The organism is Bacillus sp. JJ864 (assembly GCF_036963045.1).
GTDB lineage: Bacteria > Bacillota > Bacilli > Bacillales > Bacillaceae_G > Bacillus_A > Bacillus_A pseudomycoides_C.
This window is the reverse complement of record NZ_JBALLY010000040.1, coordinates 19,057-38,983: the sequence shown is the minus strand read 5'-3', so window position 1 is coordinate 38,983 and position 19,927 is coordinate 19,057. Positions and strand designations below refer to the sequence as shown.

At 35.8% G+C, this 19,927-nt stretch carries 17 protein-coding genes; 10 read left to right on the top strand and 7 right to left on the bottom strand.

What is annotated here, in order from left to right:
• Nucleotides 1-175 precede the first annotated feature (175 nt).
• From gyrA to dnaA, 6 genes are all read right to left on the bottom strand, one after another.
• Nucleotides 176-2,650: a DNA gyrase subunit A gene (gene gyrA / locus V7024_RS07645; RefSeq protein ID WP_335517849.1), complete on the bottom strand. Its 2,475-nt coding sequence runs from the start codon at nucleotides 2,648-2,650 to the stop codon at nucleotides 176-178.
• 91 nt (nucleotides 2,651-2,741) lie between these two features.
• On the bottom strand, nucleotides 2,742-4,664 hold the full coding sequence (gyrB, locus tag V7024_RS07640) for a DNA topoisomerase (ATP-hydrolyzing) subunit B (protein WP_335517847.1): 1,923 nt from the start codon (nucleotides 4,662-4,664) through the stop codon (nucleotides 2,742-2,744).
• 38 nt (nucleotides 4,665-4,702) lie between these two features.
• Nucleotides 4,703-5,830 carry a DNA replication/repair protein RecF gene (recF, locus tag V7024_RS07635; protein ID WP_335517844.1) on the bottom strand — a complete coding sequence of 376 codons (1,128 nt, stop codon included), beginning with the start codon at nucleotides 5,828-5,830 and terminating at the stop codon, nucleotides 4,703-4,705.
• A 12-nt stretch (nucleotides 5,831-5,842) separates the two neighbouring features.
• A complete protein-coding gene (gene yaaA, locus V7024_RS07630; RefSeq protein WP_035433842.1) occupies nucleotides 5,843-6,055 on the bottom strand; it encodes a S4 domain-containing protein YaaA in 213 nt (70 codons plus the stop codon).
• 127 nt (nucleotides 6,056-6,182) lie between these two features.
• Nucleotides 6,183-7,328, bottom strand: coding sequence for a DNA polymerase III subunit beta (gene dnaN / locus V7024_RS07625; RefSeq protein WP_335517841.1), 1,146 nt, complete (start codon nucleotides 7,326-7,328; stop codon nucleotides 6,183-6,185).
• Between the two features lie 187 nt (nucleotides 7,329-7,515).
• Nucleotides 7,516-8,859 carry a chromosomal replication initiator protein DnaA gene (dnaA, locus tag V7024_RS07620; RefSeq protein ID WP_335517838.1) on the bottom strand — a complete coding sequence of 448 codons (1,344 nt, stop codon included), beginning with the start codon at nucleotides 8,857-8,859 and terminating at the stop codon, nucleotides 7,516-7,518.
• 562 nt (nucleotides 8,860-9,421) lie between these two features.
• On the opposite strand from dnaA, the gene rpmH reads away from it, so the two are divergent.
• The 10 genes from rpmH (at nucleotide 9,422) to V7024_RS07570 (ending at nucleotide 19,246) form a co-directional block, all read left to right on the top strand.
• A complete protein-coding gene (rpmH, locus tag V7024_RS07615) occupies nucleotides 9,422-9,556 on the top strand; it encodes a 50S ribosomal protein L34 (RefSeq protein ID WP_000831901.1) in 135 nt (44 codons plus the stop codon).
• Nucleotides 9,557-9,634: 78 nt separating this feature from the next.
• Nucleotides 9,635-10,000 (top strand): ribonuclease P protein component, encoded by a 366-nt coding sequence (gene rnpA, locus V7024_RS07610; protein WP_098914385.1) that lies wholly within the window; start codon nucleotides 9,635-9,637, stop codon nucleotides 9,998-10,000.
• A 39-nt stretch (nucleotides 10,001-10,039) separates the two neighbouring features.
• On the top strand, nucleotides 10,040-10,807 hold the full coding sequence (spoIIIJ, locus tag V7024_RS07605; protein WP_335517835.1) for a YidC family membrane integrase SpoIIIJ: 768 nt from the start codon (nucleotides 10,040-10,042) through the stop codon (nucleotides 10,805-10,807).
• A complete protein-coding gene (gene jag / locus V7024_RS07600) occupies nucleotides 10,804-11,421 on the top strand; it encodes an RNA-binding cell elongation regulator Jag/EloR (RefSeq protein ID WP_335517833.1) in 618 nt (205 codons plus the stop codon). The genes spoIIIJ and jag overlap by 4 nt, the downstream gene beginning before the upstream one ends.
• Before the next feature lie 380 nt (nucleotides 11,422-11,801).
• Nucleotides 11,802-13,178 carry a tRNA uridine-5-carboxymethylaminomethyl(34) synthesis GTPase MnmE gene (gene mnmE, locus V7024_RS07595; protein ID WP_335517831.1) on the top strand — a complete coding sequence of 459 codons (1,377 nt, stop codon included), beginning with the start codon at nucleotides 11,802-11,804 and terminating at the stop codon, nucleotides 13,176-13,178.
• A gap of 19 nt (nucleotides 13,179-13,197) precedes the next feature.
• Nucleotides 13,198-15,087, top strand: a complete 1,890-nt coding sequence (mnmG, locus tag V7024_RS07590; RefSeq protein ID WP_335517827.1) for a tRNA uridine-5-carboxymethylaminomethyl(34) synthesis enzyme MnmG — start codon at nucleotides 13,198-13,200, stop codon at nucleotides 15,085-15,087.
• A gap of 21 nt (nucleotides 15,088-15,108) precedes the next feature.
• Entirely contained in the window at nucleotides 15,109-15,828 is a 720-nt protein-coding gene (gene rsmG / locus V7024_RS07585; protein ID WP_335517824.1) for a 16S rRNA (guanine(527)-N(7))-methyltransferase RsmG, read from the top strand.
• 387 nt (nucleotides 15,829-16,215) lie between these two features.
• On the top strand, nucleotides 16,216-17,064 hold the full coding sequence (noc, locus tag V7024_RS07580) for a nucleoid occlusion protein (protein ID WP_335517821.1): 849 nt from the start codon (nucleotides 16,216-16,218) through the stop codon (nucleotides 17,062-17,064).
• Between the two features lie 579 nt (nucleotides 17,065-17,643).
• Nucleotides 17,644-18,405 carry a sporulation initiation inhibitor protein Soj gene (gene soj, locus V7024_RS07575; protein WP_098914397.1) on the top strand — a complete coding sequence of 254 codons (762 nt, stop codon included), beginning with the start codon at nucleotides 17,644-17,646 and terminating at the stop codon, nucleotides 18,403-18,405.
• Nucleotides 18,398-19,246, top strand: coding sequence for a ParB/RepB/Spo0J family partition protein (locus V7024_RS07570; RefSeq protein ID WP_335517817.1), 849 nt, complete (start codon nucleotides 18,398-18,400; stop codon nucleotides 19,244-19,246). The genes soj and V7024_RS07570 overlap by 8 nt, the downstream gene beginning before the upstream one ends.
• 21 nt (nucleotides 19,247-19,267) lie before the next feature.
• Here V7024_RS07570 and yyaC read toward each other — a convergent pair whose 3' ends face one another.
• A complete protein-coding gene (gene yyaC, locus V7024_RS07565) occupies nucleotides 19,268-19,864 on the bottom strand; it encodes a spore protease YyaC (RefSeq protein WP_335517815.1) in 597 nt (198 codons plus the stop codon).
• Between the last annotated feature and the right edge of the window lie 63 nt (nucleotides 19,865-19,927).

The following is a 19,927-nucleotide window of genomic DNA, read 5'->3' as shown; positions in this document are numbered from 1 at the left end:
TTTCAAAGTTCAATATCGCGTTTCAGCGACTTTTATAATATAACATAATATTTCATGTTCGTCAACAACTTGTTGCAACATTTTGTTTCAATGAATTGCTGACTCTGCCTATTATATAGACTCTCCCCCTCCTATGCAAGCACTTTTTATAAAAAAAAGAATAAGGGGATTTCCCTTATTCTTCTGAGCTTTCTTGATCTTCTTGTACGTCTTCTTCATCTTCTTTTTGTGTTTTTGCTACTGTCGCTACTTCTTGCTCGCCTTCTAAACGAATTAAACGAACACCTTGCGTATTACGTCCCATTTGAGAGATTTGATCAACTGGCATACGAATTAAAACACCTGCTGCTGTAATCAGCATAATATCTTCTTCACCATTTACAGACTTAACAGCAATTAGTTTGCCATTCTTATCTGTAATATTACATGTTTTAAGACCTTTACCTCCACGGCTTTGGAGACGATATTCTTCAACCGGCGTCCGCTTACCATAACCATTCTTCGTTACAATTAAGACATCCATTTCTTCTTCAACGATTTCCATGCCAACCACTTGATCTTCCTCACCCAGCGTAATAGCTTTCACACCCGCTGCATTACGTCCCATCGAGCGAACATCTTGTTCGTGGAAGCGAATTAACATACCGTTACTTGTTCCCACAATCATATCTTTTTCGCCCGTTGTTAATCGAACAGAAATAACTTCATCATCTTCACGAAGTGATATTGCAATTAAACCATTATTACGTATGTTAGCAAACGATGAAAGTGGTGTTCTTTTTGCAATACCCTGTTTCGTCGTAAAGAATAAGTAATGGTCATCACTAAACTCTCGGATTGGAATAATCGCATTTACCCATTCATCTTTATCTACTTCTAATAAGTTGATAATCGGTATCCCTTTAGCTGTACGGCTATACTCTGGGATTTCATAGCCCTTTGTCCGGTATACTTTCCCTTTATTTGTGAAGAATAGAATATGATCATGTGTAGATGTTGTTAACAAATGTTCTACAAAATCATCATTGTTCGTCCCCATACCTTGAACTCCACGTCCGCCACGATTTTGCGTTTTGTACGTAGAAGCTGGTAATCGTTTCACATACCCATTATGAGTAAGTGTGATTACAATGTTTTGCTCTGGAATTAAATCTTCATCCTCGATTGCTTCCATACCGCCAATTGTAATTTCTGATCTTCGTGTATCATTAAAGCGATCTTTAACTTCTGTTAATTCTTCACGAATAATTTCAAGAACTTTCTCTTCATCTGCGAGAATTGCTTTTAACTCCGCAATCAATGCAAGTAGTTCTTGATATTCTTGTTCGATTTTTTCACGCTCTAACCCTGTTAAACGTTGCAAACGCATATCTAAAATTGCTTGTGCTTGCTTTTCACTTAAACCAAAACGTTCCATTAATCCTTGCTTTGCAATGTCTGCTGTCTTCGAATTACGAATTAGGGTAATTACTTCATCAAGATGATCTAACGCGATGCGTAAACCTTCTAAAATATGAGCACGAGCTTCTGCTTTCTCTAATTCATATGCAGTACGTCTACGGATAACAACCTTTTGATGCTCCAGGTAATGATATAGACATTCTTTTAAATTTAATACTTTTGGTTCTCCATTTACGAGCGATAGCATATTAATACCAAAGCTTGTCTGAAGTGCTGTATGTTTATATAAGTTATTCAATAACACATTTGCATTTACATCTCGTCGTAATTCCATGACGATACGCATACCATTTCGATCTGATTCATCACGTAAATCTGTAATACCATCAATCTTTTTGTCTCGAACAAGCTCCGCAATCTTTTCAATCAACCTTGCTTTATTCACTTGATATGGTAGTTCAGTTACAATAATAGATTGTTTCCCATTTGCCTTCTCTTCGATTTCTACTCTTGCACGAAGAATTACTGTACCACGCCCTGTTTCATACGCTCTTCGAATTCCACTCCGTCCAAGAATTTGACCAGCTGTTGGGAAATCTGGTCCAGGAATATACTCCATTAATTCTGCGATTGTAATCTCTGGATTGTGACTTAACGCTAATACCCCATCAATTACTTCACCAAGCTGATGCGGAGGAATATTCGTTGCCATCCCAACGGCAATACCAGTTGCACCATTTACTAATAAATTAGGAAAGCGCGCAGGTAATACAATTGGTTCTCTTTCTGAACCATCATAGTTATCTTGATAATCAATTGTATTTTTGGTGATATCACGCAATAGTTCCATAGAAATCTTGGACATTTTTGCCTCTGTATAACGCATCGCAGCCGCCGAATCACCATCGACAGAACCGAAGTTACCATGTCCATTTACTAGCATATAACGTTGACTAAAGTCTTGGGCCATTCGCACCATTGTTTCATATACCGCTGAATCACCGTGTGGATGATACTTACCAATTACTTCACCAACAATACGCGCAGACTTCTTATACGCTTTATCAGCAGTAATTCCTAAATCGTTCATCGCATATAAAATTCTGCGGTGAACAGGTTTTAATCCATCACGAACATCTGGCAGTGCACGAGATACGATAACGCTCATCGCATAATCTAAAAACGAGGTACGCATTTCCTGGCTAATATTAATTTCTCGAATTCGGCCTTGTTGTTGGTTGTCTGACATCAACCAGCACCTCCTCATTACATTTCCGATCGATATATCATGTTCATTTATACGTAGAAGACAGGAATACTCCGATTCCTGTCATCAGTCATTAAATATCAAGGTTTTTCACATATTTTGCATTTTCTTGGATAAAGTTACGACGTGGTTCAACTTTATCACCCATTAAAATTTCAAATGTTTCATCTGCTTCAATTGCATCTTGAAGTGAAACTTGAAGAAGTGCACGTACTTCTGGATCCATTGTTGTTTCCCATAGCTGCGTTGGATTCATTTCTCCAAGACCTTTATAGCGTTGAATACCCGGTTTTGGTTGTTTCGGAATCTCCACTAATATATTTTCAAGTTCTCTATCGTTGTAAGCATACTCAACTCGCTTACCTTGTTGCACTTTATATAATGGCGGCTGTGCAATATATATATAACCGTGCTCAATAATTTGACGCATATAACGGTAGAAGAACGTTAATAATAGTGTACGAATATGAGCGCCGTCGACATCAGCATCCGTCATAATAATAACTTTGTGATAACGCGCCTTTTCAATATCGAAATCTCCACCAATACCCGTACCAAGTGCAGTAATAATTGTTCGTACCTCGTCGTTTGATAAAATTTTATCTAAACGCGCTTTTTCTACATTAATAATTTTCCCTTTAAGCGGTAAAATCGCTTGGAAGTGACGATCACGTCCTTGCTTTGCAGAACCGCCTGCCGAATCACCCTCTACAATATAAATTTCACTAATAGAAGGATCTTTAGAAGAGCAATCTGCAAGTTTTCCCGGTAAGCTTGATACTTCTAGCGCACTTTTTCTACGTGTTAATTCACGAGCCTTTTTCGCCGCTACACGTGCACGCGCTGCCATCGTTCCCTTATCCACAATTTTTCGAGCAACATTTGGATTTTCAAGTAAAAACTTTTCAAGCGCTTCAGAGAAAACTGATTCTGTAATTGTTCTCGCTTCGCTATTTCCAAGCTTTGTTTTCGTTTGCCCTTCAAACTGTGGATTTGGGTGTTTAATGGATACAATAGCCGTTAAACCTTCACGAACATCTTCACCTGTTAAATTACTATCAGCATCTTTTAAAATATTATTTTTTCGACCATAATCATTAATTACGCGTGTTAATGCTGTTTTAAATCCTACCTCATGCGTACCACCTTCATACGTATGGATATTATTTGTAAATGAATAAATGTTCGTTGTATATCCTTCGTTATATTGAAGAGCAACCTCAATTTGAATTCCATCTTTTGAACCTTCTACATATACTGGTTCTTCATGTATTGGTTCTTTAGAGCGATTTAAATGCTCAACATAAGACTGAATTCCGCCTTCATAATGGAATTCTTTCTTTTGTTTATGTTCACGTTTATCTTCAATTGTTAGTTTAATATTACGATTTAAAAACGCTAGTTCTCGTAAACGAGTTGCTAATGTATCAAATTCATATTCCGTAGTTTCGGTAAAAATTTCTGTATCTGGCTTGAAGCGCGTTACTGTTCCTGTGTGATCTGTATCTCCAATTGCTTTTAAATCTGCAACTGGAATACCACGTTCATACTTTTGATAATGAATTTGTCCATCACGATGAACGAATACTTCTAACTCTGTTGATAATGCATTCACGACAGAAGCACCTACACCATGCAAACCGCCAGAAACTTTATAACCACCGCCACCAAATTTACCACCCGCATGAAGGACTGTCATAATAACTTCTACAGCTGGACGCCCCATTTTCTCATGCGTACCAACCGGAATACCACGGCCATTATCTGTTACTGTAATACTATTGTCTTCTTCAATAGCTAGATTAATCTCATCACAATATCCTGCTAATGCCTCGTCAATACTATTATCAACAATTTCCCATACAAGATGATGAAGACCTTTTCCGCTCGTTGAACCAATATACATCCCTGGACGTTTTCGAACTGCTTCTAGTCCTTCCAACACCTGTATCTGACTTTCATCATATGCATTCTCTTGCATTTGTTTTTGTTCCATTGACACAAAGATCACCCACTTTTCCATTTAGACAGAAGCTATTTGTCTTCTTCTCCACAATCCACCGTGCCGTTCGTTACATGAATTGTTTTTGCTTGTTTTAATGTATCATGCTCAATTCCATCAACACTTGTCGTTGTCACAAACGTTTGCACTTTTCCTTGAATCGTATTAAGCAGATGTGATTGCCTATAATCATCTAGTTCCGATAACACATCATCTAATAAAAGGATTGGATATTCGTTAACTTCTGAATAAATCAATTCGATCTCAGCTAACTTTAGGGAAAGTGCGGTCGTTCGTTGTTGTCCTTGCGAACCAAAAACTTGAACGTTTTTCCCATTAACGAAGAATTGTAAATCGTCGCGATGAGGCCCAATTAGGGTTGTACCACGGAAGAGTTCGCGTTGTTTCACAGATTGGAAACTTTCATAGTATACTTCTTTTATTTTCGACAAATCCATGGATTCTGATACATCTATGCTTGGTTTATAAACTATTTCTAGTTCCTCAAGTCCTCTGCTAATGCCTCGATGAATTGGAGCTGCCCATTCTTGCAATAGACGCAAAAATTCAAAACGTTTTTTTAACACTTTTACACCATGTTCAACGAGTTGAAGTGTAAACACATCTAGCATAGCTTCATCACTCTTACTGCTTCCTTGCATTTTTTTAAGCAAATGATTACGCTGTGTAAGGACTTTTTGATATTGACTTAATTCATACAAATACACAGGAGCTATTTGTCCAAGCTCCATGTCTAAAAAACGTCTTCGTACTTGAGGACTTCCTTTGACAAGGTTTAAATCTTCTGGTGCAAACATAACAACATTCATCACACCAATATATTGACTTAATTTTTGTTGCTCAAGTTGATTCAACTTTGCCTTTTTCCCTTTTTTAGAAACATTTAGTTCTAAAGACAAAGAGTTATTTCTTTTTTGTAGTTTCCCTTTTATTTTACCATAATCCTCATCCCATCGGATAAGTTCACGATCATTAGAAGTTCGATGAGATTTCGCCATCGCTAATACATAGATTGCTTCCATCAAATTGGTTTTTCCTTGCGCATTTTCACCAATAATTACGTTTACTTTATCTTCGAAGGAGAGATCTAACTGCTCGTAATTGCGATAGTTTTGTAAATGTAATTCTTTAATATACAAAGGGATCCCCCTTTATCCTTGAACTTGAAATGTTCCGATCTCCGGAATTTCAACAATATCATTTGTATATAATTTTCGGCCTCGTCTATTTTCAAGCTCTTTATTTACATACACTTCATACTCTTGTAAAAACCACTTTACCGCTCCGCCTGTATCAATCACGTCAGCCAGTTTTAAAAATTGTCCTAATGTAATATATTCTGTCGAAATTTGAATACGTTTCATCATAAATCGCTCACTTTCTAAAAGTGTTCATTCTTTCATTGTACTAAATAAACAAGCATTAGGAAAGTAATAGCGAGAAATCAAAAGGGTTACCAGTAGATTTGCACTAGTAACCCTTATCATAATTTTAGTACGTACGTACTGGTAAAATTAATTGAATAATGGATTCATCGTTCACAGTACGGATTAAAAATGGTCTCATCGCGCCAGTAAAACTAACTTTGATTTCTGTACTATCCAACGCTTTTAATGCATCCATCATATATTTTGCACTAAACGAAATTTTCAACTCTTCCCCAGCAAATTGCTCACATTGAACTTCTTCTACTACTTTTCCGATTTCTGGAGAATTCGATGAAATTTCCAACATTTGATTTTCTAAAGTTGATAATTTCACAACATTATTACGTCCATCTCTCGCTAATAATGATGCTCGATCAATTGCTTGTAAAAATTCTTTTGTATTTACAAAAATATCTGTTTTACTATCAGGCGGAATTAGTCTTGTTGTATCAGGATAGTTCCCTTCTAATAGTCTAGAGAAAAATAATAAATGCTTTGTGCGGAATAAAACTTGATACTCCGTTATAACAATATCTACCATTTCTTCTGATTCATCAAGAATTTTACTTAACTCATTTAAACTTTTTCCTGGAATAACAACATTAGCTTGAAATTCATTTGCAATAGTTCGTCCTGCAATTTTCGCTTTCCGAAGTGCTAAGCGATGACTATCTGTTGCAATACAAGTCAACTCGCTGTTATATACCTTCCAGTTTACACCTGTCAAGATCGGACGTGTTTCTGATGTAGATACAGCAAATACAGTTTGACGAATCATATGCTTTAAAAGATCTGTTGGGATTTGAAACACATGATGTTCTTCAATCTGTGGTAATAATGGATATTCAGCTGAATCTAAACCATTTAGATTAAACTCAGATTTTCCTGATTTTATTTTTGTCATAAAATGACTTTCTACAGAAATTTCAACTGTATCTTTCGGTAATTTTTTTACAATTTCGCTGAAATATTTTGCTTGTAAAACAATGCTTCCAGTTTGTTTTATTTCTGCAATTTCTTTCCCATCTTCTTCGACTGGGATAAAAGATTCAATGGATATATTTGCATCACTACCTGTTAATGTAACACCTTCTTCATTTGCTACAATTTTAATCCCTGTAAGAATTGGAATTGTTGTACGAGAGGAAATAGCTTTCATTACATCTTGTACACTTCTGACAAGGTGGTCTTTTTGAATTGAAAAATGCATATCGAAAACCTCCGGTAAGTATAAAATTGAGTTTATTTAATAATAATAAAAAATTAGTAGTAATAGTAATAGGGCTTGTGGATATGTGGATAACTTATTAAAAAGAAGGAAAAACAGTCTATCTACATGTGGATAGACTGTGTGTAAAACAAGAATAGTTATTCACGTTGTTCACATTATTTAATTATTACTTTAAAATATCGCGAATTTCTTCAATTTGTCTTTGTAATTGAGTATCTGTTTTTAACAACTTTGAAATTTTTTCATGGGCATGAATGACTGTAGTGTGATCACGTCCTCCGAACTCTTCACCGATTTTTGGTAAAGAGGAATCAGTTAATTCACGAGACAGATACATTGCAATTTGACGAGGGAAAGCGACAGATTTTGTGCGCTTTTTTGCTTTAAAGTCTTCTAATTTTACTTGAAAAATATCTCCTACAGCCTTCTGAATGTCATAAATTGAAATAATTTTTGGTTTTGAATTTGGAATAATATGTTTTAGTGCCTCAGCAGCTAAATCCGCATTCATATCCTTATTAATTAAAGAAGAGTACGCTACAACACGAATTAGGGCACCTTCTAATTCACGAATGTTAGAGTCAATTTGATTGGCAATATAAAGCATAACTTCATTCGGGATATCAAGCCCCTCAGCTTTTGCTTTCTTACGTAAAATTGCAATCCTTGTTTCTAAATCTGGAGGAGTAATATCTGTAATGAGTCCCCATTCAAAACGCGAGCGTAAGCGATCTTCTAATGTTGGAATTTCTTTAGGTGGACGATCACTTGAAATTACAATTTGCTTACTTTCTTCGTGCAATGCATTAAACGTATGGAAAAACTCCTCTTGTGTCTGTTCTTTTCCAGCAAGAAATTGAATATCATCTATAAGCAGAACATCGACGTTTCGATATTTATTGCGAAAATCAACTGCTTTATTATCACGAATAGAATTAATAAACTCATTTGTGAATTTTTCAGATGATAGATAAACGACTTTTGCGTTTGGATTATGTTCGATGACATAATGACCAATCGCATGCATTAAATGCGTCTTTCCGAGTCCGACTCCCCCGTAAATAAATAAGGGATTGTATGCTTTAGCGGGTGCTTCCGCTACAGCTAAAGAAGCAGCATGGGCAAAACGATTGCCAGAACCGATTACAAAAGTATCAAATATATATTTAGGATTAAGCATACTTTTTGGGAAATGATTAGGTTCATCATGCATTGTTTTATTCTTTTGAACAGGAGGATAGTCAAATTCCTCTTCTGTTTGACTTTGTGGAATGATAAAGCGAATTGTAAGTTCTGCTCCCATTAAATGAATAATTGTTTCTGAAATAAGATCAGAATAATGGGATTCCAACCAATCGCGTGCAAATTCATTTGGCGCAGTAATTGTTAAAACGTCCTTTTTTAAAGAATACGCTTTTGTAGACTTAAGCCATGTTTCATAACTAGGCTTACTTACCTTTTTTTCTAATTCTTTTAAGGTGCTATTCCATAAATCCGAAATATTTTCCAAAGGTGTCCCTCCTTTACAAAAGATGATGAGTAAACAGGATGTTTAATATTTGTATAACGCAAGTGAAAATCGCTGTATATTTATACGAAGTACTTTTTAAAAGAAAAAAGTGCTTGAAATACAAAATAGAGTTTTCGACAAAAAAACACGTTGTGGAAAACTTTTTATACACATGTGAGTATACATGTCCACAAGTTATGCACAAATTGTGGATAAATAACAATTGTGAAAAACTTGTTCAAGGTGAAAACACAACTATAATATCAAAAAAAGATAGCGATAGCAATGTATTTCGGAAAGTTATCCACAAAATCAATACCTTGTGGAATAAACTTGTCCACAGTACGATATACTGTGTAAAAAAGAAAAAAATATTTGTGTATAGAAAAAAGTGGCGAAAAAAGTTATCCACAACAAATAGAGTGTGCTGTGAACAACCTTGTGAATAGGTAAAAAATGAATATTTTATTAAAATTTTTAGAAGCATTGACATTCTCCTAACAAATTAACTATAATTTATAGGACTGTCTTTAACAGTTATTCCTTAGGGAGGTGTCATATAATGAAAAGAACTTATCAACCAAATAAACGTAAGCGCAGCAAAGTACATGGTTTCCGTAGCCGTATGAGCACAGCGAACGGACGTAAAGTTCTAGCAGCTCGTCGTCGTAAAGGTAGAAAAGTATTATCTGCGTAGGCCACTGATCGTTCAGTGGTCTTTTTTTCTAGTAATTATGAATTTTCCACTGGCGAAATACAGGAGTGTTCAATTGATATGAAGAAAAAGAATCGTGTAAAGAAGAATGAGGAATTTCAAGCTGTTTTTCAAAATGGAAAATCAAATGCCAATCGTCAATTTGTTATCTATCAGTTAGAGAAGCCTGATCAACCGTATTTTCGAATTGGTCTTTCCGTTAGTAAAAAATTAGGAAATGCAGTCATGCGTAATCGTATTAAACGTATGATCCGTCAAGCTTTTACAGAATTAAAAGATGAGATAGATTCTGGGAAAGATTTTGTTATAATAGCAAGGAAGCCTTGTTCAGACATGGACTATGAACAATTAAAGAAAAGCTTAATTCATGCTCTGCAACGCTCGGGAGTTAAACGGGCAAAAAATGGCGAAAAAAGAGGAAAATGAATTACACTATATACATAACGAAACAAGGAGGAGCAGGCTGTGAAAAAAAAGATAGGCTTACTAGTCATGCTTATTGCTGTTATGGCAATTGCTGCTGGCTGTAATCAAACCAATCAGCCGATTACACCGCAAAGTACGGGAATTTGGAATGAATACTTTGTATACCCACTTTCTCAGTTAATCACGTATTGTGCAAAATTATTTGGCAATAACTATGGTTTAGCGATTGTTGTTACGACTCTTATCATTCGTTTTGCTTTATTACCATTAATGATTAAGCAAACGAAGAGTACGAAAGCAATGCAAGTAATACAACCTGAAATGGCAAAATTAAAAGAAAAACATAGCTCTAAAGACCAAGCAACTCAACAAAAATTGCAACAAGAAATGATGCAATTGTATCAAAAGCATGGTATCAATCCATTAGCAGGTTGTTTACCAATATTTATTCAAATGCCAATTTTATTTGCATTTTATCATGCAATTATCAGGACGGCAGAAATTAAACAACATAGTTTCTTATGGTTTGATTTAGGTCATGCTGATCCATATTATATTCTTCCAATTGTTGCAGCGATTACAACGTTTATTCAACAAAAGCTTGCAATGGCTGGTACTGCGGGGCAAAATCCACAAATGGCAATGATGCTTTGGCTTATGCCTATCATGATTTTAGTTTTCGCAATTAATTTCCCAGCTGCATTATCTCTTTACTGGGTAGTGGGTAACATTTTTGGTATTGCTCAAACATATTTGATCAAAGGGCCGGATCTTAAGGCTAGTAAGGCAGGAGGATCAAGTAAGTGAGTATGATTACTGCTAAAGGACAAACAGTCGAACTGGCAGTGCAATTCGCGTTAGAACAATTGCAAGTATCAAGAGATAGAGTTGAGATACATGTTATTGATGAAGGGAAAAAAGCTTTTCTTGGTTTTATTGGAGGACGACCTGCTATTGTAGAGGTCATTGTAATAAAAGACCCTGTAGAAGAAGCAGAACTTTATTTGAAAAGTATTATAAAAGAAATGGATATTGATGTAACTGTTGAAACAGATGTAAAAGGGCGTGATATCCACTTTACACTTTCTGGTAGTGATGTTGGTGTATTAATTGGAAAAAGAGGGAATATATTAAATTCTTTACAATATGCAACAAAACTTGTTGCAAATCGTAGCACGAAACAATATATCGGTGTAACAATCGATGCTGAAAACTATCGTGATAAACGAAAAAATACGTTAGAATCGCTTGCACTTCGGTTAGCGAAGCAAGTTAGCAATACGAAAAAAAGAGTTGTGTTAGAACCGATGCCTTCTTTTGAAAGAAAAATTATACATCAGGCACTTTTGAATCATCCATATGTGATTACGACGTCTGAAGGTAAAGAACCACATCGACATGTTGTTGTATCTCCAAAATAAAATGAAACTTCCATCCTAAGGAATTGATTCTAGATGGCTGGCTAGTTGAACAAACTAAGCTCTTATAGGTAACCTATCTGCTTTACATTTCTTAAAAGATTGAAGTAGGAGTTTTACTATCTTTTAGAGCGGGATAAACCGGTAACTCGTTTGAGTGCCGGTTTTTTACTGGATAAAATGTAAAGACAGAGAATGATCTGTGGATAAATGAATTGCACTAAACTTATGCACAGTGGATAAGTTTAGCGTGATTTAGGTGAGGACATAATAAAATAAGTTATTATTCTTTTTTACGCAGTTTCGTTATGGTATCCTAATAATTTAGTGAAAGAAAAAACCGTGTTGAAATATAGAGAAATAAGCAAGTGAGGTGAAAGAACATGGAATTTGATACAATTGCTGCGATTTCTACAGCTCTTGGGGAAGGTGCAATTGCCATTGTTCGAGTAAGTGGAGATGATGCGGTAGAGAAGGTAAACCGTATTTTTAAAGGAAAAGATTTAACGACAGTTCCATCTCATACAATTCAGTATGGGCATATTGTGGATTTAGATATAAATAAAGTTATTGAAGAAGTTATGGTTTCAATTATGCGGGCACCAAAGACATTTACGCGTGAAGATATTGTTGAGGTAAATTGTCATGGTGGCCTTGTTTCTGTGAACAAAGTATTACAGCTTATTTTATCACAAGGTGTTCGCTTAGCAGAGCCTGGGGAATTTACAAAGCGTGCTTTTTTAAATGGGCGTATTGACTTATCGCAAGCAGAAGCGGTTATGGATTTAATTCGCGCTAAAACAGATCGTGCAATGAACGTTGCGATTAATCAAATGGAAGGTCGATTATCAAAATTAATTGGTCGTTTGCGACAAGAAATTTTAGAAACGTTAGCTCATGTAGAAGTGAACATTGATTATCCGGAATACGATGATGTAGAAGAAATGACGCATGGTGTTTTAATTGAGAAGGCAACCTATGTCAAATCAGCAATTGAAAAGTTGTTACAAACTTCAAAGCAAGGGAAAATTTTGCGTGAAGGAATTGCAACGGCTATTATCGGAAGGCCGAATGTTGGAAAGTCATCGCTATTAAATAGCCTTGTACAAGAAAAGAAAGCAATTGTGACAGATATAGCAGGAACAACCCGAGATGTTATTGAAGAATATGTGAACGTACGCGGTGTACCTCTGAAACTTATTGATACAGCTGGTATTCGTGAGACAGAGGATATTGTAGAACAAATTGGTGTCGAACGTTCAAAAGAGATGATGAATAAAGCTGATTTAGTGCTTCTTGTTGTAAATTATAGCGAGGCGTTAACAAATGAAGATGAAGAGTTATTTCGAGCGGTGCAGGGGAAAGACTTTATCGTCATTGTAAATAAAACAGATTTACCGCAGCAGATTGATATGGAGTATGTTGCGAAATTAGCTGGTTCATCTCGTGTTATTACAACGGCTTTACTTGAAGAGAAAGGTGTAGATGAGCTAGAACAGGCAATTGCTGATCTCTTCTTCGAAGGAACAATTGAAGCAGCTGATATGACATATGTATCGAATGCTCGTCACATTGGTTTATTAACACAAGCAGAAAAGACGATAGGTGATGCAATCGCGGCTATTCATAGTGGCGTGCCAATTGATATGGTACAGATTGATTTAACAAGAACGTGGGAAATACTCGGTGAAATTACGGGAGACACTGTACACGAAAGTTTAATTGATCAGTTATTCTCTCAATTTTGTTTAGGAAAGTAATTGTAAGGAGGAATGGAAAATGGGATATAACGCTGGTTCTTATGATGTTATTGTAATTGGTGCAGGCCATGCAGGATGTGAAGCCGGTTTGTCAGCAGCTCGCATGGGAGCAAAAACATTAATGTTAACAATTAACTTAGATATGGTTGCGTTTATGCCGTGTAACCCTTCAGTTGGTGGACCTGCAAAGGGAATTGTTGTTCGTGAAATTGATGCGCTCGGCGGTGAAATGGGAAGAAATATTGATAAAACACATATTCAAATGCGTATGTTAAACACAGGGAAAGGCCCAGCAGTACGTGCACTTCGCGCCCAAGCAGATAAATTTGCGTATCAGCATGAATTGAAAAAAACAATCGAAGAAACACCAAATTTAACATTACGTCAAGCAATGGTTGAACGCTTAGTTGTAGAAGATGGTGTATGTAAAGGTGTTGTTACACAAACTGGAGCAGAATATACAGCGAAAACAATTGTTATTACAACAGGTACGTTTTTACGCGGTGAAATTATCGTTGGGAATTTAAAATATTCAAGCGGTCCAAACAACCAACAACCATCTGTGAAATTATCAGAGCATTTAGAAGAGCTTGGGTTTGAACTAGTTCGTTTTAAAACAGGTACGCCTCCGCGTGTAGATAGTAGTACAATTGATTATAGCAAAACAGAAATTCAACCAGGTGATGATACACCACGTGCATTCTCTTTTGAAACAACGAAGTTCATTATGGATCAAATTCCGTGCTGGTTAACATATACAAGTGAAGAAACGCATCGTTTAATCGATGGAAACTTACATCGTTCCGCTATGTATTCTGGCATGATTAAAGGAACAGGCCCACGATATTGTCCTTCCATTGAAGATAAGGTTGTTCGTTTCCATGATAAGCCGCGTCATCAAATTTTCTTAGAGCCAGAAGGTCGTAATACACAAGAAGTATACGTACAAGGTTTATCAACAAGTTTACCAGAAGATGTACAACGTGAGATGTTAAAGACTATTCCTGGCCTAGAGAACGTAGAAATGATGCGCACAGGATATGCAATTGAATATGACGCAATTGTACCAACGCAGTTGTGGCCAACACTTGAAACAAAGGAAATACAAAATTTATATACAGCGGGTCAAATTAATGGAACATCTGGCTATGAAGAAGCGGCAGGGCAAGGTTTAATGGCCGGCATTAACGCTGCGTGCCGTTCATTAGGTAAAAAAGAAGTGATTTTAAATCGTTCAGATGCGTACATTGGCGTTTTAATCGATGATTTAGTCACAAAAGGTACAAATGAACCATATCGCTTGTTAACATCCCGTGCAGAATACCGATTATTATTACGCCATGACAATGCGGACCTACGTTTAACAGAGGTTGGGCATGAAATTGGGTTAATTCCAGAAGAACGTTATGAACGTTTTACAGCAAAGAAAGAGAAAATTGAAAAAGAAAAAGAACGTTTAGCAAGTATTATTATTAAACCGCGTCCTGAAGTACAAGAGCTCATTCGCGGGGCTGGCGGAAGTGAACTAAAGGATGGTATACGTGCTAGTGACTTATTACGCCGTCCAGAAATGACATATGAGCATATTCATATTCTTGCTCCAAGTGAAGTAGAAGTTAGTGATGAAGTAGCAGAGCAAGTTGAGATTCAGCTTAAATATGAAGGATATATTGAAAAATCTTTACAACAAGTAGAACGTATGAAGCGTATGGAAAGTAAAAAGATTCCGGTTGATATTGATTACGATGCAATTTCTGGAATAGCTTCTGAAGCACGTCAAAAATTAAAAGATGTCCGTCCGCTATCTATGGGGCAAGCATCTCGTATTTCTGGGGTAAATCCAGCTGATATTTCCATTTTACTTGTGTATATAGAACAAGGAAAAATTGCACGAGTATCGAACCAATAAATAGTTAGGAGATATAGCGAGATGAATATAGAACAATTTCAATCTATGCTAGTAGAAAGAGGGATTACTCTTTCTACTAGGCAGTTAGAACAATTTGAAATCTATTTTGAGACATTAGTTGAATGGAATGAAAAAATGAACTTAACTGCAATTACAGAGAAAGAAGACGTGTATTTAAAACACTTTTTTGATTCTATTACAGCTGCTTTTTATCATGATTTTTCAAAGCCATTTTCTATTTGTGATGTTGGTGCAGGAGCGGGGTTCCCTAGCATTCCATTAAAAATATGTTTTCCAAATTTAAAAATTACAATTGTCGATTCTTTGCAAAAACGTATTACGTTTTTAAATCATTTAGCAACAAAATTGGAATTACAAGACGTAGCATTTTGTCATGATCGTGCTGAAACATTTGGACAAAAAGAAGGAGTACGTGAATCTTTTGATATTGTAATGGCACGCGCTGTTGCTCGCCTTTCTGTCTTAAGTGAATTGTGTTTACCGCTTGTGAAAATAGGGGGAACATTTATTGCAATGAAAGGTGCAGCCGCAAGCGAAGAGATTGAAAATGGTAAGTATGCTCTGCAAGTGCTTGGTGGTGAATTAAAAGGAATGTCTACGTTCCAATTGCCATTCGAGGAAAGCGAACGTAATATTTTATTGATTGAGAAAAAGAGAAAAACGCCAAAGAAATATCCGCGTAAGCCAGGAACACCGAATAAATTACCTATTGAAAAATAAATCTTATTAGACGTAAGATTAAGTTATATATCAGTAAGCTAGTTTATTAGCACTGATGGTTAGTTGAACGAATCGAGCTTTACAGGCAGTTATCCACCACCTATCTTTTTAGATTTCTTACAATGTTGAGGCGTGGGCTTACTGCCCGTTAGAGCGGAAGAAATAAGGTGAAACTTTGATTAGTAGGGAGGCTGCACATCTCGCTAATCGCTAGTTCAACAAATTGGGCTTTTGCGGACAGTTTATCTCTACCTGCCTGCTTTATGTATGGAAAAATGTTGAGATGGGGATATTACTGCCCACGAATAGCGGGATAAAAACGTAAATGTTTCACATGGAACATTTTTGTATAGAGTATTCAATAGGATTCAAGGTGGTGGAATATGTATGAAAAACACATTTTCTCGTTTATTTGGCTTTGGAGATAAAGAGGCTGAATTAGCACTACAAGAAGAAAGTCATGAAGAAATCAAACAAATTTCGTTAGCAAATATTGTTCCAAATCGTTATCAGCCACGGTCAATTTTTGATGATGCTCGTATTGAAGAGCTTGCTCTTACAATTCATACACATGGATTAATTCAACCAATTGTTGTCCGACAGTATGAAGAGAATAAATATGAGATTATCGCTGGTGAAAGACGTTTTCGAGCCGCTACAAAATTAGGTTGGGAAACTGTTCCGGCTATTATAAAAAATTTGAACGATACTGAGACTGCTTCTGTTGCTTTAATTGAAAACTTGCAACGAGAAGAACTTACGGCAATTGAAGAAGCTGTTGCTTATCAAAAGTTAATTGAATTACATAATTTAACACAAGAAGCATTAGCGCAGCGACTAGGTAAAGGGCAATCTACAATTGCGAACAAGTTGAGACTATTAAAGTTACCTGAAGAGATTAAACAAGCACTATTAGAGAAGAGTATTACAGAACGTCATGCTCGTGCTCTTATTCCACTTAAAAATGAAGAGATTCAATTAAAGGTTTTACAAGAAATCATTGAAAAACAATTGAATGTAAAGCAAACAGAAGATAGAATTGCTAAATTGTTAGAAGAAACGAAACCGAAACGAAAAGCAAAACAAAAAGCGGTAAGCCGTGATATGCGTATTGCAATGAATACCATTCGTCAATCTTTACAAATGGTCGCGAATAGTGGCTTAAATGTGAATTCAGAAGAAGAAGAATTTGATGAATACTATCAAATTACAATTAAAATTCCCAAAAAGAAGTAAGAAAATAGAAAGACCTCAACCACCGTCGGTAGGGGTCTTTTTGTTTTGTTCGGCATTAAAAACTATATAAATCCAAATTTAAAAATTACAAAAACTCCCTCTTCTTAGATGGACGAGAGCATCTGGCCATGCATAGAAGCGGTCAGGACCTTTTCCTTCCACATGCGAAGTTCAAACAATGGGAGAAGCGAGCGGAAGCTCCTTTTTTTCTGCATAGCAGCAATCTATATGTTGAAAAATCAAAATGGATTTATATAGTAAGACCTTACTGATGGAAGTTTCACTTTACCCCGCTACTAAGGGGCAGTAATATCCCTCACCTTGAGATTTTAAGGAACGCAAAGAAGTAAGATGAGGTATAACTGCGATGGGTTCAACTAACCATCAACGGGGAATAAAGCATCCCGCTGATGGAAGTTTCACTTTATAAGTACTATATTTTCTTTTAAAATTAAGAAGGAGTTTGTAAATAAATTTTGAAGTTTAATATACAGAAGCAAATGAAGCGTAATTGTTTCATGTTAAAATGAAAATAATCATTTGTAGAATAAGATATAAAGGTTGAAAGTAGGTGACATCATGGGGAAAATCATTGCCATTGCTAATCAAAAAGGTGGGGTTGGAAAGACAACAACATCGGTAAATTTAGGAGCTGGATTGGCACAAGTAGGAAAAAAAGTACTTCTTGTTGATATTGATGCACAAGGAAATGCAACGACAGGAGTCGGAATTGAAAAGTCAGATTTAAATGAATGTATTTATAATGTGCTTGTAGAAGACATGGATGTTCGTGTTGTTATACAGCGAACTGCAACTGAAAATTTAGATGTACTCCCTGCTACCATTCAATTAGCAGGAGCCGAGATAGAACTTGTACCGACAATTTCCCGGGAAGTTCGCCTGCAGCGTGCGCTGCAACCAATTCGTGATGAATATGATTATATTATTATTGATTGTCCCCCATCTTTAGGTTTATTAACTATTAATGCATTAACTGCTGCAGATTCTGTTATTATTCCTGTTCAATGTGAGTATTATGCCCTAGAGGGGTTAAGTCAATTATTAAATACAGTTCGCCTTGTGCAAAAGCATTTAAATAAAAACTTAGCAATTCAAGGTGTTTTACTAACAATGCTGGACGCTCGTACAAATTTAGGGTTACAAGTAATTGATGAAGTGAAGAAATACTTCCGAGATAAAGTATATAGATCCATTATTCCGCGTAATGTACGTTTAAGTGAAGCACCGAGTCATGGAAAACCAATTATGATGTATGATGCTAAGTCAAGGGGGGCAGAAGTGTATTTAGATTTAGCGAAGGAAGTGATTGCAGGTGGCTAAAGGACTAGGAAGAGGAATTAATGCGTTTTTTCCAGATTTAGATGTGAAAGAGGGAGAAACAATTCAAGAATTGCAAGTAAATCAATTACGTCCTAACCCATATCAGCCGCGTAAATATTTTCATAATGAAGCAATTCAAGAATTAGCGTTATCTATTAAAGAACATGGGATTTTACAACCTCTTATTGTTCGGAAAAGTATTAAAGGATATGAAATCGTTGCAGGAGAACGGAGATTTCGTGCTGCAAAAGAAGCAAAACTTAAAACAGTTCCTGCCGTTGTTCGGGAGTTAAATGATCAACAAATGATGGAGTTTGCGCTACTAGAGAATTTGCAACGTGAAGATTTAACGCCTATTGAAGAAGCGTTAGCTTATCAAATGCTCATGGAAGAGCTTAAGGTAACGCAAGAACAGCTAGCAAAGCGGCTTGGAAAAAGCAGACCGCATATTGCAAATCACATTCGTTTACTTTCTCTACCACCTTTCATACAAGACATGATTGCAAATGGAAGTATTTCTATGGGACATGGACGAACACTACTTGCATTAAAAGATAAAACAAAAATTAATAATTTATTACAACGAATTAAAGAAGAAGGATTAAATGTCCGTCAGTTGGAACACATTATTCAACAGATGAATGAAAATGTTTCACGTGAAACAAAGAAACAAAAACCACAAAAAAATATCTTTTTTGAGGAACAAGAAACGGTGTTACGAGAACGATTTGGAACATCTGTGAAAATTAAAGAAACAAAACAAGAAAAAGGAAAAATTGAAATTCAATTTTTCAATAAAGATGATTTGCAACGCATTTTAGAGCTTTTAGCGGGAGAATGATAAAAAATAAACCATCTTCAGTTATAGATGGTTTATTTTTTTCATTACAGCAATTTTTTTATCAGTTTCAATGATACTTTCTGCAATACCAGTAGCCATTTTCATAACAAGATTTAGTCTTGTATTTTGTAGTACAAAAAACTCCATAAATCCATTTAAATTTACAATACCATGAATATGCATATCACCAATCGCGGGAAGATTTTTATTCATAGCTGCTCCAGGTTTACTAGGACCTTTTCCAACTGTAATTGAACCAATATTTTGTGATTTTCCTAGACAAGCATCAATTGCAATAATAAAGGGATTCATAAATGATTTGTGTATTTCTGTAATTGTTTCTTCCAAGTTTAAAGCGTGGACGGGTGATTCTAGTGTTCCGTATAAATGAAAATTTTGAATGTTATGATCTTGTAGTTTTGAACCAACAAGAGGTCCTAATGCATCACCAGTTGAGCGATCTGTTCCAATACACAGTATAATAAGTGGAGAGTTTTGTTCGAGTGGGAGATGAGAAAGTAGAAAGCTACTAATTGTTTGATTGCAATTTACATTATGATACATAATCTGCTGTGAATCTTTTTCAAAAAAAGGTAAACGAAAACTTCCGATATTCACGAAGCATCCATCCTTTAATAGAATTTAGTTATAAACTTGATTTTTACATATTGCATATTTCTC